The organism is bacterium (assembly GCA_016703265.1).
In the GTDB taxonomy this organism is placed as follows: domain Bacteria; phylum Krumholzibacteriota; class Krumholzibacteriia; order LZORAL124-64-63; family LZORAL124-64-63; genus CAINDZ01.
In genome coordinates this window covers 26,992-40,724 of sequence record JADJCK010000005.1, presented here as the reverse complement: position 1 = coordinate 40,724, position 13,733 = coordinate 26,992, and the positions used below count along the sequence as shown (strand labels likewise).

The window sequence follows — 13,733 nt, the reverse complement described above, 5'->3', positions numbered from 1 at the left end:
CCCGGCCTGAGGCCGGGCCTTTCCCATGGTCAGGCCCGCCCTAGGGGTTCGGCCCTTCGTGGCAGCGCCAGCACGAAACACCGCTGCCGCCGCCGCGGAAATCGGCGCCGTGACATTCGGTGCAGGCCGCGGCGCCGCCGTCCTCGGCAACACTGCCGTGGGCGTCGGGATCGGCCCAGCCCAATGGATGCACGGCGTACGGCCCCACGTGGCACTGGTAGCACGTGATGCTCGTCCAGCCGCCCTGGTAGTCGACGCCGTGGCAGGTGCCGCAGGCCGCCGGCCCGTAGAGGCTCGCCGTTCGACCGTGGCCCGTGTAGTGGGACCAGCCCGCCGGATGACCACCCGGGCCGTCATGGCACTCGTAGCAGGAAGTTGCAGACCAGCCGCCGCGGTAGTCGGCACCGTGGCAGGCTGCGCAGGCAGCGGCGCCGCCGTCCTCGACCGCACTCCCGTGCTGCGACTCGTTGGCCCAGTTCGCGGGATGGCCGCCGGGGCCGTTGTGGCACTGACTGCACGAGACGCCGCTGCGGCCACCGGTCAGGTCGGCGCCGTGGCAGTTCACGCACCCGGAAGTCCCGTTGGCGCGCACATCAGCGCCGTGCTGCCCGGGTTCGGCGTAGCCGTCGCCATGGCGGCCGGTCGGGCCGCCGTGGCACTGGTAGCAGGAGACGCTCGTCCAGCCGCCGCGGAAATCCGCGCCGTGGCAGACAGCGCAGCCGGCCACGGCCGCGCCCTGGGCCGCCGTACCGTGCGCCAGCTGTTCCTCCCAGCCGAGCGGGTGACCGCCCGGGCCATCGTGGCACACGTAGCAGGAAACGCCGGCAACGCCGCCGCGGAAATCGAAGCCGTGGCACGAGGCGCAGGCGCTGCCGCCGTCAGCGATGACAGCCGAACCGTGGACGTCGGGCGCACCCCAGCCGGCCGGGTGGTTGGAAGCCAGGTTCTCGTGGCAACCCGCACAGGAGACGCGGGCCCAGCCGCCACGCAGGTCCAGCCCATGGCAGGCCGTGCACAGTCCGCTGCCGTTGGCCAGCGCGACCGGGCCGTGCGCCGCCGCATCGACCCAGCCTTCCGGGTGGCCGCCGGCGCCGGTGTGGCACGAGGAGCAGGCGGGCGCGTCGCCGTCGCCCTGGAGATCGTCGGCATGGCAGGTGCGGCAGTCGTCGGCGCCGTCGCGCGTGACGAAGCGGCCGTGGAAGGCGCCGCTGGCCGGTTCCGTCCAGGCTTCGTCATGCACCGCGGCAACAGGCGCCTGGCGCGGCGGTGCCTCGTCGTCGCAGCCGCCGAGCAGCAGGATGGCCGCGGGAAGCGCCAGGATCCACGGGCGGCTCGCGAAACGGAGGACACGGGGGAAAGCCTGGGAACGTCGCATCGAGCCGGTCCTCCGGTTGAAAGCGGTCGGGAAACGCGTTCGGAAGGTGTGGGCCCGGGGAGTGGTACTGGGCTGAGCATAAAGCACCCGGTCCCAAAAACCACATCATTTCAGCATGGTCCTGCGAATGAGATTATCAATATCAGAAAGCGGCAACGTGCGACCTTCGTTGACCTCCGCGCCATTCTTGCTATTCTCGCGCTCCCGTTACTGGTTTGACAAGTACCTGTGCGCCGTCGGCATTCCACCGGCCTGGCGCCGCCCGGTTTCCAGCATGGAGGTCGCCTGTCATGGCGTTCCGCGATCAGGATGCACTCGACTATCACAGCCAAGGTCGTCCCGGCAAGACCGAGGTCGTTCCGACCAAGCCGTGCCTGACGGCTCGCGACCTGTCGCTGGCGTACTCGCCGGGCGTCGCGATCCCCTGCCTGGAGATCGAAAAGAACCCCGCCGACGCCTACAAGTACACGAACAAGGGCAACCTGGTGGCCGTGTTCTCGAACGGCACCGCGGTGCTGGGCCTCGGCGACATCGGTGCCCTGGGCGGCAAGCCGGTGATGGAAGGCAAGGGCGTCCTGTTCAAGCGCTTCGGCCATGTCGACGTCTTCGACATCGAAGTCGATTCGCACGACCCCGAAGAGATCATCAAGTGCTGCAAGATGCTCGAGCCGACGTTCGGCGGCATCAACCTGGAAGACATCAAGGCGCCCGAGTGCTTCTACATCGAGGAGCGCCTGCGCGCCGAGATGAAGATCCCCGTCTTCCATGACGACCAGCACGGCACGGCGATCATCTCGGGCGCCGGCCTGATCAATGCCGCGCACATCCAGGGCAAGAAGCTGAAGGACCTGAAGGTCGTCGTGTCGGGCGCCGGCGCCTCGGCCATCGCCTGCGCGAAGTTCGCCGAATTGCTGGGCGTGCCCCTGGCGAACATCTCGCTCGTCGACAGCAAGGGTGTCTGCTACAAGGGCCGCACCGAGGGCATGAACAAGTACAAGGAGTACTTCGCCCACGAGACGAAGAACCGCACGCTGGCCGACGCCATGAAGGGCGCGGACGTGTTCTACGGCTGCTCGGTCAAGGGCCTGGTCAGCCAGGACATGGTGCGTTCGATGGCCGACAAGCCCATCGTCTTCGCCATGGCCAACCCCGATCCGGAAATCTCCTACCCCGATGCGATGGCCGCCCGCAAGGACCTGATCATGGCCACCGGCCGTTCGGACTACCCGAACCAGGTCAACAACGTGCTGGGCTTCCCGTTCATCTTCCGCGGCGCGCTGGACGTGCGGGCCAGCGCCATCACCGAAGGCATGAAGCTGGCCGCGTCGCACGCGCTGGCCGAACTGGCGCGCGAGCCGGTGCCCTCGTACGTCTCGGCAGCCTACGGCGGCCAGACGTTCGAGTTCGGCACCGACTACATCATCCCCAAGCCGTTCGACTCCCGCGTGCTGTCGCGCGTGGCGTTCGCCGTGGCCAAGGCAGCCTGCGACGAGGGCGTGGCCGGCTTGCCCATCACCGACTGGGCCGCCTACCGCGAGCGCCTCGAGAGCATGACCAACCGCTCGCTGCTGGTGATGCACAACATCCGCGCGGCGGCCAAGCGCGCGCCGCAGCGGATCATCTTCGCCGACGGCGAGAGCGACCGCGTGCTCGAGGCGTGCCGCGTGGTGTCGTCGGAAGGCCTGGCCAAACCGACGCTGCTGGGACAGCCCGAGATCATCAAGGCCCGCGCCGCTGCGTTGAATATCGACCTCTCGGCCGTCAAGATTGTCGACTCGTCCTGCGGCGACCAGCACGAGGCGATGGCGCAGATGCTGTTCAAGGAGAAGTCGCGCCACGGCTACGACCTGGAGCGGGCCCGCCGCATGGTCCAGTTGCCGATTCACCATGGAGTGATGCTGTTGAGGGCCGGCGAGGCCGACGGCATGGTCTGTGGCGCCCAACGCTCGTACGTCGAGACGCTGAAGATCGTGCTGTCGCTGGCCGAATTGAAGCCGGATGTCTCACGCGTCGTCGGCGTTCACGTCCTGCTGATCGAGGGCCGGGCCTACGTTTTCGCCGACACCACGGTGAATTTCAAGCCCGACTCCCGTCAATTGGCCGACATCGCCGTGCAGGCCTGCGATGTGGCCCGCCACTTCAACCTGGATCCCAACGTGGCGATGCTCTCATTCTCGACGTTTGGTGACAACGACCGGCCCGAAGCCCGCGTCGTGCGGGATGCCGTCTCCATCCTCCGCAAGGAACATCCGAAGATGAAGGTCGAAGGCGAGATGCGCGCCGACGCGGCCGTGCTGCCGGGCCAGTTGGGCAAACTGATTCCGGACTGCGCACTGACCGAGGCGGCAAACGTGTTCGTGTTCCCGGATCTGCAGAGCGCGAACATCGCCTACAAGCTGGTCGGCCACATGGGCAACCGCGAGGTCATCGGGCCGCTGCTGGTGGGCTTGAAGCAGCCGATCCACATGGTGTCGCTGGGCTCGACCGTGGATGAGATCGTCAATATGGCGGCGGTGGCCAGCTTCGAGGCCGGCCGATAGCGACGACTCTCAGCACCGCCTGCATGGAAAAGGGCGCCGGTCACACGACCGGCGCCCCTTTTTTCTGCGGCAGGAACCCGCGGACCTACATCCCCCACATATGCATGGTGTTCACGTCGCGGCCCATCAGCTTGAGGTAGTAGAACAGCTGGCTCTTGTGGCACTCGAGGTGGCCGATCATGCCCAGGAACTGGCGGCCCAGCGGCTGCGCGTCGTTCGGGCACCAGGGCGCGGCCACGAGCATGGTGTCGAGCTTGCCCTCGCCCGCTTCCTTGATCATCGCCAGGGCCAGCAGGCGGTCCTCGGCCAGCAGGCGACGCGCCTCCGCCACGCTGGCGACCGTCGGCAGGGCCTCGGCGGGCGGCAGCATGGCCTCCATCGGGATCTCGCCGCCTTCCGGCGCGCCTTCGCAGCCGGCCTCGGGCATGCCCCAGTCGCCGGTCAGGAAGCCGCGGCAGCAGAAGCCGCAGGCGTTGGTCAGGTGCATGAGCAACTGGCCGGTGGTCATCCAGTTGCGGCCCGAGGCCGGCTTCCAGCCCAGGTCGGCGTCGCCGACCATGGCCATCAGGCCGTCCGTGGCCTTGTACGTCGATTCGACCGAGGCATTCAGCAACAGGGTCCAGTTCATGGCGTCTTCTCCTTGGAACGGCGGCGGCGCGGGCGGCGCTGCCACCGTGGTCATTCTGGGGATTCGCCGAGACAATACCACAGTCGACGGCGAAAATAAAGCGAAAATTGACGCGCAATTTGCTTGCGCCGCGACGGGTCCGCGGTGATCCTAACCCCCCGGAGATAACGACTTCGGGAAAAACCGCTATTATGACGGCAAGCCTGTCGGCCGATACCCGGAGGCGGGCCCGCGCCGGGCGCCGCGCCGCGAATCCTGGGGGAACGCACTGTTGTTCTGGACCGCCGTCTTCTGGCTCAGCCTGCTTGGCCTGGTCTACGTGTACGCCGGGTATCCCCTGCTGGCGTGGCTGCTGGGCTCCGCCCTGAACCGGCGTGTCCAGTTCGGGCCACCGGGTGCCCACCAGCCGCGCGTGACGGTCCTCATCGCCGCCTTCAACGAGGCGCGCCACATCACGGCCACGGTCCGCAACAAGCTGGCCCAGGACTACCCTGCCGACCGCCTGGATGTGATCGTCGTCTCGGACGCCTCGGACGACGGCACCGACGAACTCGTGCGCGCCATCGGCGATGCGCGCGTGCGCCTGGTGCGCCAGGAACCGCGGGCGGGCAAGACCAGCGGCCTGAACCTGGCCATGCCCCACGCCACGGGCGAGATCATCGTCTTCTCGGACGCCAATTCGCTGTACGCGCCGGACACCATCGCGCGCCTGGTCGACAGTTTCGCCGACGGCGACGTGGGCTACGTGACCGGGCGCATGGTCTACAAGGCGGCCGACGGTTCACTGAGCGGCGAGGGCTGCTCGGCCTACATGCGCTACGAGAACCAGCTGCGGGCCTGGGAGACGCAGCTCGGGTCCATCGTCGGCGTGGACGGGGGCGTCGACGCCATCCGGCGCGCGCTCTACAAGCCGATGCGCGCCGACCAGCTGCCCGACTTCGTGCAGCCCCTGCGCGTGCGCGAACAGGGCTACCGTGTCGTCTACCAGCCCGAGGCGCTGCTGTACGAGGACGCGCTGGCCGCCACCGGCGACGAGTACCGCATGCGGGTGCGCGTGGCGTTGCGCGCCTTCCACGCCCTGAAGGACATGGCCGCCCTGCTCGATTTCTCGCGCTACGGCCTGTTCGCCTGGCAGCTCTGGTCGCACAAGGTGCTGCGCTACCTGGCGTTCCTCTTCATGATCGGCTGCCTGGTTTCGGCCTGGCTGCTGGCCGACCGCGCCGGCACCACGTTCTGGCGCCTGGCCATGGTGGCGCAGGTCGCCTTCTACGCCGCGGCGGCCTACGGGCACGTGGCGGCCCGCAGCGCGCCGCGGGTGATCGGCCTGGCCACCTACCTGTGCGTGCTGAACCTGGCCAGCGCCCAGGCGTTCTGGCAGTTCCTGCGCGGCCGCAAGCAGGTCATCTGGAAGCCGCGCACATGAATCCTTCGGACGGAGATCCCGCGCAGCGGCCACGCGGCCCCGCGGGGACCGGCTGGAGGGCGCTCCTGCGCTGGGAACGACACGTGCCCGCGCTGGCCATGCCGCGCTTCCTGCAGCACCGATGGGTGTGGCTGGCGATGATGGCCCTGGTGACGGTGCCGTTCTTCGTGAAGATCCCCGTCGTGCTGCGCCGGCACCCGGCCATCTCCCCGCTCGGCGACCAGTTCCATGTCGTGCTGATGGCGATCGTGGCCCTGCTCCTCTACTGGCGCGGACCGCTGCGCGGCCGGCTGTGGTTCGCGACCTTGGCCGCCATCACAGCGGGGGCGCTCGTCGAGTTCGTGCAGCCCCTGTTCGGGCGCGCGGCGCTCCTGAAGGACTTCCTGCTCGATATCGTCGGCATCGGCATCATCGTCGGCCTGATCCTGTGGAAGGGACACCGTCGTCGGAGCGGACTCGTGCTCATGTCGGTGCTCCTGTTGAGCGTCCCGGCGCAGCTGTACTACCTGCCGGGCGTGGTCGCGGCGAGCTACCAGTCGCGGCGCACGTTCCCGATGATCGCCGACTTCGAATCGGGCCTGGATCACTGGATCTGGGACGAGAACTTCCACTCGCTGCTGAAGTTCGTGAACGTGCCCGACGGCCCCAACGGACCCACGGGCGTGTTGCGCGCCACGAGCGGGCCGCCCGACCACTGGCCGGGCGTCAAGGTGCGGCGCTTCTCCCACGACTGGTCGAAGTTCCGGACGCTGGAGTTCGACGTGCGCGTGGTGATCGCCTCCACGGACAGCGTGCCGATGTCGTTGCGCCTGGACGACTACCTGGGCACGCGCGACAACCAGGGTGCCCGCCTGGGCTTCTTCGCGGACCGCCGCTGGCGCACCATCCGCTTCGACCTGACCCAGGCCTACCTCAGCGACAAGAGCCGGCCCCTCGACACATCGGATATGGAGTTGATCCTGGTCTACCTGCCGCGCCCCACGGCGCCGGTCGTGTACGAACTGGACAACTTCCGCCTGCGGAACTGATCCGCATTGGGACGGCGGCAACGAAAACGGCGGCCGGATGGGCCGCCGTCTTCCTGTCACTTCCCGGGCGCTCTTCCCGTACGATCTAGGCGAAGCGCTGCGAAGCCACGTTCCAGTCGATGACGTTCCACCACGCCTCGACGTACGCGGGACGCGCATTGCGCTTGTCCACGTAGTAGGCGTGCTCCCAGACGTCGACCGTCAGCACCGGCTTGATGCCCGTGCGCAGCGGCGTATCGGCATTGCTCGTGTTCACGATCTCGACGCCGCCGGCCGCGTTCTTCACCAGCCAGGTCCAGCCCGAGCCGAAGTTGCCGACCGCGCTGGCCGTGAACTTCACCTTGAACTCGGCGAACGAACCGAACGCCGCGTTGATGGCCGCCGCGAGCGCGCCGGTGGGCTCGCCGCCGCCCTTGGGGCCCATGCCCGTGAAGTAGAAGGTGTGGTTCCAGACCTGGGCCGCGTTGTTGAAGACGCCGCCGGCCGGGGCCTTCTTCACGATGTCCTCCAGCGAGGCCTCCGCGAACTCCGTGCCCTTGATCAGGTTGTTCAGGTTCGTGACGTAGGCCTGGTGATGCTTGCCGTAGTGGAAATCCAGCGTCTCGGCCGAGATATGCGGCTCCAGGCCGTTGCGCGCGTAGGGCAACTCGGGAAGCTTGTGCTCCATGGTTCCTCTCCCTGCTCTGGTGGCGGGCGCGCTCCGGACGGAGCCGCGGCCCGTTGTCGGCTCAACCCGGGCAGGATAACGAAGCATCCGGTGGCTCGCAACGGCGCGGCGCCTCAGCCGGCGCGTTCACCCACGCCCATGAACGCCTGCAGGCGACCTTCGGCGAGGTTCCCGCGCAGGTTGCGCGACATGCGCCCGGCCTCCGGCCCCAGCAGCAGGCGCACGCTCAGCGCGGCCGCCGGATCCCCGGCTGCGGCGAGGGCCTTCTGCGTCGCGAGCGCCTCGTCCAGCCAGCGCACCGTCAGTTCGGTGACGTCTTCCCAGTGCCGCAGGACGAACCCGCCGGCCGCCAGCGCGGCGCACCACTGCGGGGCCGTCACCAGGTGACTGTCGGCAGCCGTCACCGCCCAGGGCACGGGATAGAGCGGCTCGTGGCCGGCGCCCGCTCCCGAACCCGCACCGGCGAACACTTCGTGGAACGCATAGCGTCCGCGCGGCGCCAGGTGCCGATGCACGCAGGCCAGCCAGCCGGCCTTGTCGGCCACGTTCATCTGCGCCTGCTGCGACCAGGCCAGGTCGAAGCGCGGCCCGGGCAGGTCCAGCGCCAGGGCGTCGGCCTGCAGGATGACGATGTCGGCCGCAGTCTCTTCGCGGGCACAGGACGCACGGGAGTTGAGCGCGCGGGCGGCGCGGCAGTACTCGGCCACCACGTCGACGCCGGTCACAGAGCCCGCCGGGCCCACCAGCCGCCGCAGCCGACGCGCGGGCCCACCAATGCCGCAGCCCAGGTCCAGCACCCGTTCGCCGGGCGCGGGCGCCGCCAGCCGGGCCAGCTGCCCGGTGGCGGCGCTGCCGCCGGGGTGGAATTCGTCGGCCCGCGCCAGGACAGCTTCGCCGTCGGCGGCCGGGCCGCAGGCCGCCAGCAGCCCCTCGATCTCTTCGAGCAGGCCCTGGCGCCCGTAGTGGGCCTGCAGGTCGGGCCGCAGGTCGTTCACCACTGCCCCGCATAGCCGGTGCCGAACGGACCGGCCTCGTCCTGCAAGCGCCGCCAGTGCCAGCGCGCCATCTGCCGCAGGTGCAGCACGTCGTGCGCGCACCACGACGCCAGCAGGTCGCCGGCGCGGATCACCCCCAGCCTGGGATGCTGGTAGGCCGCGTCCCAATCGGGATCGCGCAGGGCGCGCAGCCAGTCCAGCGAACGGCCGCGCTCTTCGGCGAACGCAGCCATGGTTGCGGCAAACTCCCGGCCGGCGTAGTCGTGCGACCGCACCCAGCCGGTCGGGTCGATGGTCGGCCACGCCTCGCCCGGGCGGTGCAGCGTGAAGTCGAGGCGCACGCGGAAATCCTCGCGCTCCTCGTCGAGCAGGTGGCAGGCGATCTCCAGCAGCGACCACTGGTCGGGCGCCGGCCTCCAGGCGGCCTGCGAGGACGACATGCCGGCGGTGACGCCGGACAGCGCGGCGGCGCCGGCTTCCAGCCGCTCGATCAGGGAGAAGGGATCCATCGTCGCCTCCGGCTACAAGAGACTCGGGGTGCGGGTACGCCCCCACGGATAGGTCGGCGCCCCGCGCGACGCCAGCAGCGGCCTAGTCGTCGCTGCTGCCGCCGCGGCCCCGCCCGCGCTTGATGTCGCTGCGGTGCTTCTTGCCCTCCAGGCGCCGCTGGCGCGAGGCGGCCGTGGGCCGGGTCGGCTTGCGCGGGCGCGGCGGCACCAGCGCGCGCCGCACCAGTTCGGCCAGCCGGTCGGCCACCTCGTCGCGGTTGCGGCGCTGGCTGCGATGGGTGGCGCAGGCGAGGATCAGGTCACCGCCGGTGGTCAGCCGCGAGGCGAGCGCCGCCAGCACGCGCTGCCGCTGCACCTCGCCAAGGGCCACGGACGAAAGTACGTTCCAGCGCAGCTGCACCCGCGTGTCGGAGGTATTCACATGCTGGCCGCCGGGCCCCGAGGCCCTGCTGGCGGTGAACTCCAGTTCGGCCGCGGGAATGGTCACCCGCGGGTTGACGATCAGGTCGTCCGACATTTCCCCGCCTCATCCGTGCGCGGCGCCGCGGCGCCTAGTATCTTGGAAAGCCCGCGCCCCGTGCGCGCCATCCGGAGGTACCGTCATGATCATCCGCAAGCTGGCCGATGTCCCCCAGACCGCCGTCAACATGGACGGGGTGCGCGACATCACCAAACAACTGGTCGTGGGCAGCGCCGACGGGGCCCCCACCTTCTCGTTCCGCGTGTTCACCGTGGCGCCCGGCGGGCACTCGCCGCACCACCAGCATGACGTCGAACACGTCAACTATGTCATCAGCGGCCAGGGCGCCCTGGTCGACGTCGAGGGCCGGCTCAATCCCCTTGTCGCCGGCGATTTCGCCTTCGTGGCGCCGGGCGACGTCCACCAGTTCCGCAATACGGGCGCCGAACCGTTCGTCTTCATCTGCGCCGTGCCGAAATCCTACGAATAGGCGCAACCCGTTGTCCGCACGCCGACTGCACACCGGCCACTGGATGTGTTACAATGGGTTGCAGGTAACCGCGAGAAGATTTTCGCACAAAAATGCGCAACAGGTGCACCCGAAATGGCTCTGAGTGGCCTTTATAAGTGGTTGTCCGGGCGACACAGGGGCCCGGAGCCGGCCTCCTGGCAGGAGGGTGGCGCGCCGGCGTTGTCGTCCGAGGGCCTCGAACTGGAGAAGAAATGGCTCCAGCTGGTCCGGGTCGACAACGACGCGTTCTGGGTGTTCTTCGATCGTTACCACGACCACCTGCTGGCCTACCTGGAATGGTGCACCGGCGACCCGGAGACCGCCCAGGACCTGACGCAGGAAGTGTTCGTCTACGCGCTCGAGCACCTGGAGAAATTCAGCTGGCAGGGCCGCTCGTTCGGGGTCTGGCTGTTCCACATCGCGCGACGCCGGGTGCTGCCGCGCTACTGGCGGTCGAACCGGAGGCGGGCGCAGGAGGAGTTCGTCGGCAGCCAGGTCGATGGCTCGGCTCCCGAGTCGCCGTCGGACCAGCTGGAACGGAACGAACTGTCACTGCGCGTGCGCGGCCTGGTGGAGCGGCTCCCGGCAGACCGGCGTGATGCGATCGTGCTGCACATCTACATGGAGTACTCGCTGCGCGACACCGCGCTGGCCCTGGGGATGCCGGAGGAAACGGTTCGCTCGCACCTGACTCGCGGGCGAAGGCAGCTGGCCGAGTGGTTGCACCACGAACATGCGCTGACCGAAGCCGAACGGCGCAGCGTGAAGGCGCTGCTGGCAGAGGGACACGGATTGACTGCGGTGCCCACGTGGCGGGAGCGGCGCCCGGTGCCGCGGTCGGATCGTCAGGGTCGGGATACGGACCATCGCCAAGATCGGGATGATGATGAAGACTGAGCCACTGGACAGGCTGCTGCGCGAAGCGGCGGGGGAGCGAACGGACCCGGCGCCGTCGAGGCGCGCCATACGCGCCGTGCTCGGCCTGAAGCTGGCGCAGCAGGAGCGGCGCCAGGCACGGGTGCGCGTCGTGCGCACGGCGTTTGTCGCGGCCGCGCTGCTCGTGGCGCTGAGCGGGCCTCTGGGCAGCGACGACTTCGACACCTCGGTGCGCACATTCATGAAGGGCGACACGAAGTTCACGACATATCGTCAAGGTCTGCGCGGGGCTGAAGTCACGACCACCGAACGGGAGTCCGACCCCGGATTGTCCCGGGAAACCGCCGAGGACCTGCTGATCACCAAGAGCGCCACCAACGCCGTCCCGGTCATCCTGGAGGGCTGGCAGGTGGGACAGACGCGTCACCTGTCACTCGGTTGCGAATACCGGCTTTCGGATGGCAGCATCGTCACCAGCGGCGCTCTCGCTGACGGCTCGGGCGAAAGGTCAGCTGCTGCAGTAAAGGCGTGGTTCGGCGGGCAGAATCGTGAGCTCATCCCGGTAATCGTCGGGATCACCCAGGGCCGGGCGCCGGACCTGACCATTCCCATGTACGTGAACGGACTGCATTGGGTCGTGAACGGCTGGCGCATACGATTGCCCGGACGCCAGGAGATCGTCGTCTACTCCGGGGTGCGCGCCGACGGCGTGCGGTCGCAGCTGGACAACTGAACGCCGCCGCGCACACCCCCGGGGCACGGCATGCTCAGCCGTTGATATCCCAGTATTTCTGCGAGTAGGCCAGCGTCCGATTTCCAGCCGGCGCGGCCTCCCCCGTCCGCGGGTTCGGGCTCGCTGCACTGGCAATCGCAGATCCCCTCGGGCCCCGGTTCCCCGGGTGCCGGCTTTTCCGCTTGGGCTTCGAGTTCCTTGAACATGGACATCCTCCTCGGTGCCGCCACCGGCGACATGCCGGCGGGGATGCAAACGACGCGATCACGTCACCACGGTGTCGTGCAGCCAGGACCGCGCCGACGCCGGCAACAGCAGCGACCGCGCGACCTGCATGAGCAGCTGTTCCTGCACCTGACGCTGCTTCGCGCAGAATCCGTCGGGCAATGCCCCGGCGCAGCCGCCCGTCTCGGCGGCCTGGACGGCAAAACAGACGCTGCAGCGGCGCAGCGCCCAGCAGTCGCCACAGCCGGCAGCAACAGCCCGGTGGAACCCACCCTGGAGCGCGCGCACCCGGGACGGCTCGATGCCGCGATCCACATCACCAATGGACATGACCTGCCCGGTACGCTCGCACGGATGGAACGAGCCGTCCGGCATGACGTGCAGTTTGCGCCTTCCCGGCCGACAGTTGCCGCCGGGCGTCCAGGTGCGTCCGAGCGGCCGGCGGCTGCGGTGATGCCAGCGGATGAGCGCGGGTTCGCAGAGCGCAGCGGCCACAGGACCCGCTTCCGAGCGCCGTCCGTCCGCGAGCATGGCAAAGTAGCTTGATTCCAGCGCCTCCAGTGCCTGGGCCAGTTCCTTCCGGCCGGGGACCGCATCGGGCCACTCGTGTCCACGCAGGTCGGCCATGCCCACGCGCAGCCTCGGCGCGCGTTGGATGCCGTGCCGACGGAACGGCGGGAAATCGGCGAAATAGCGGGCGACTGCCACCACGTCGACCGGCGGGGCCAGCGTCACCATGAACGACAGACGTTGGGCGACGGTCGGATCACGCGCCAGCAGGCGATCCAGCCCCGCCTCGATGCGGGCGTGGGTCGGGGCGCCCCCGACATCGACGCGATGGCGATCGTGCTCCGGGGCCGGGCCGTCCAGGCTGACCTGCACGTACATGCGTTCGCGAACGGCCAGGTCGATGGCGCGTTCGTCCAGCAGGACGCCGTTCGTGTCGATGGCGAAGCGCACGGCCGCTCCGCGCGGGTGCGCGCGCGCCGTCGCCACCACGGCGGCGATGAGTTCCGGGCTCCAGCAACGCCTCGCCGCCATAGAAGGAGATTACCGGCGCCTCGCCCGGGTCGGCGCGATCCAGGAACCAGCGCACCGCCCGCTGCGCCGTTGCGACCGACATGGAGACCCGGCCATGCGGCCTGACCCAGTCGAGATGCGCCCCGTGCACGCAGTAGCGGCAGCGCAGGTTGCAGCGCTCGGTCACCGTGAGCACCAGTTGCTGCAGGCCGCGATCGCAGACACCGGGCGCCGCCTGCTCCTGCGGCGGCGGTACCAGTCGCGGCCGGTGCGCCAGGAACAGGCCCCGTTCGCGCCGACCCTGCTCGATGGCGGCAAACGCCGCGCGCACCGTGGCGGCGTCGAATCGCGCCGCCAGTTCCGCAACGATCTCGCGGCGGGTGAACGGACCGTAGAGCGGCAGCACGGCTGCCAACGCCGGCTCGACCTCGAGCAGGCCGTTCGTGTGCACGTCGTAGACGAAGTGGCGGCCGTCGGCCGAAAAGGTGTGGCAGAACGGCGCCGGGCGGGCGGCGCTCTTTCGGCAGTCCTCCCGCGCCTTCCGGGCAACACCTGCGGCTCGGAATGCCCTGTCGAAAAGCTGAGGCGGATTCCGGGCAGGTGCCGCGGGCGCCGTCCGGCACTTCCCGGCCAACCCGCCGGAACCAGTGGCCGATCGGCGCGGTTTAACGTTCTTTCATGGCGTGCTCCCGGCCTCGTGCGGCGGCACGCCGGCGGAACGGCATCTTGCGATTTCCCACCAT

Annotated in this window: 13 protein-coding genes; 6 read left to right on the top strand and 7 right to left on the bottom strand. The window is 69.2% G+C overall.

Annotated elements, in window-relative coordinates:
* Positions 1-40: 40 nt before the first annotated feature.
* On the bottom strand, positions 41-1,375 hold the full coding sequence (locus IPG61_09915) for a hypothetical protein (protein MBK6734388.1): 1,335 nt from the start codon (positions 1,373-1,375) through the stop codon (positions 41-43).
* Positions 1,376-1,665: 290 nt separating this feature from the next.
* Between IPG61_09915 and IPG61_09910 the strand changes: the two genes are divergently transcribed.
* Complete coding sequence (locus tag IPG61_09910; protein ID MBK6734387.1) at positions 1,666-3,915, top strand: NADP-dependent malic enzyme; 2,250 nt, start codon at positions 1,666-1,668, stop codon at positions 3,913-3,915.
* A gap of 85 nt (positions 3,916-4,000) precedes the next feature.
* On the opposite strand, the gene IPG61_09905 is transcribed toward IPG61_09910, so the two are convergent.
* Positions 4,001-4,543 (bottom strand): DinB family protein, encoded by a 543-nt coding sequence (locus tag IPG61_09905; GenBank protein ID MBK6734386.1) that lies wholly within the window; start codon positions 4,541-4,543, stop codon positions 4,001-4,003.
* Between the two features lie 271 nt (positions 4,544-4,814).
* Here IPG61_09905 and IPG61_09900 point away from each other — a divergent pair, with 271 nt between their 5' ends.
* Entirely contained in the window at positions 4,815-5,966 is a 1,152-nt protein-coding gene (locus IPG61_09900; protein MBK6734385.1) for a glycosyltransferase family 2 protein, read from the top strand.
* Positions 5,963-6,994 carry a hypothetical protein gene (locus IPG61_09895; protein ID MBK6734384.1) on the top strand — a complete coding sequence of 344 codons (1,032 nt, stop codon included), beginning with the start codon at positions 5,963-5,965 and terminating at the stop codon, positions 6,992-6,994. Before IPG61_09900 ends, IPG61_09895 begins: the two co-directional genes overlap by 4 nt.
* Positions 6,995-7,079: 85 nt before the next feature.
* On the opposite strand, the gene IPG61_09890 is transcribed toward IPG61_09895, so the two are convergent.
* The 4 genes from IPG61_09890 to arfB all read right to left on the bottom strand — a co-directional run bounded on the left by IPG61_09890 (position 7,080) and on the right by arfB (position 9,682).
* On the bottom strand, positions 7,080-7,661 hold the full coding sequence (locus tag IPG61_09890; protein MBK6734383.1) for a superoxide dismutase [Fe]: 582 nt from the start codon (positions 7,659-7,661) through the stop codon (positions 7,080-7,082).
* 113 nt (positions 7,662-7,774) lie between these two features.
* Positions 7,775-8,656: a class I SAM-dependent methyltransferase gene (locus IPG61_09885; protein MBK6734382.1), complete on the bottom strand. Its 882-nt coding sequence runs from the start codon at positions 8,654-8,656 to the stop codon at positions 7,775-7,777.
* The gene (locus IPG61_09880) at positions 8,653-9,165 is read right to left on the bottom strand and encodes a DinB family protein (protein ID MBK6734381.1); all 513 of its coding nucleotides are present in this window, start codon (positions 9,163-9,165) and stop codon (positions 8,653-8,655) included. Before IPG61_09880 ends, IPG61_09885 begins: the two co-directional genes overlap by 4 nt.
* Positions 9,166-9,247: 82 nt before the next feature.
* Positions 9,248-9,682 carry an aminoacyl-tRNA hydrolase gene (gene arfB / locus IPG61_09875; GenBank protein MBK6734380.1) on the bottom strand — a complete coding sequence of 145 codons (435 nt, stop codon included), beginning with the start codon at positions 9,680-9,682 and terminating at the stop codon, positions 9,248-9,250.
* Between the two features lie 85 nt (positions 9,683-9,767).
* Between arfB and IPG61_09870 the strand changes: the two genes are divergently transcribed.
* From IPG61_09870 to IPG61_09860, 3 genes are all read left to right on the top strand, one after another.
* The gene (locus IPG61_09870; GenBank protein ID MBK6734379.1) at positions 9,768-10,115 is read left to right on the top strand and encodes a cupin domain-containing protein; all 348 of its coding nucleotides are present in this window, start codon (positions 9,768-9,770) and stop codon (positions 10,113-10,115) included.
* Between the two features lie 201 nt (positions 10,116-10,316).
* Positions 10,317-11,033, top strand: coding sequence for a sigma-70 family RNA polymerase sigma factor (locus tag IPG61_09865; GenBank protein MBK6734378.1), 717 nt, complete (start codon positions 10,317-10,319; stop codon positions 11,031-11,033).
* The gene (locus IPG61_09860) at positions 11,023-11,745 is read left to right on the top strand and encodes a hypothetical protein (protein ID MBK6734377.1); all 723 of its coding nucleotides are present in this window, start codon (positions 11,023-11,025) and stop codon (positions 11,743-11,745) included. The genes IPG61_09865 and IPG61_09860 overlap by 11 nt, the downstream gene beginning before the upstream one ends.
* Positions 11,746-12,009: 264 nt before the next feature.
* On the opposite strand, the gene IPG61_09855 is transcribed toward IPG61_09860, so the two are convergent.
* Positions 12,010-13,011, bottom strand: coding sequence for a hypothetical protein (locus IPG61_09855; protein MBK6734376.1), 1,002 nt, complete (start codon positions 13,009-13,011; stop codon positions 12,010-12,012).
* Positions 13,012-13,733 lie beyond the last annotated feature (722 nt).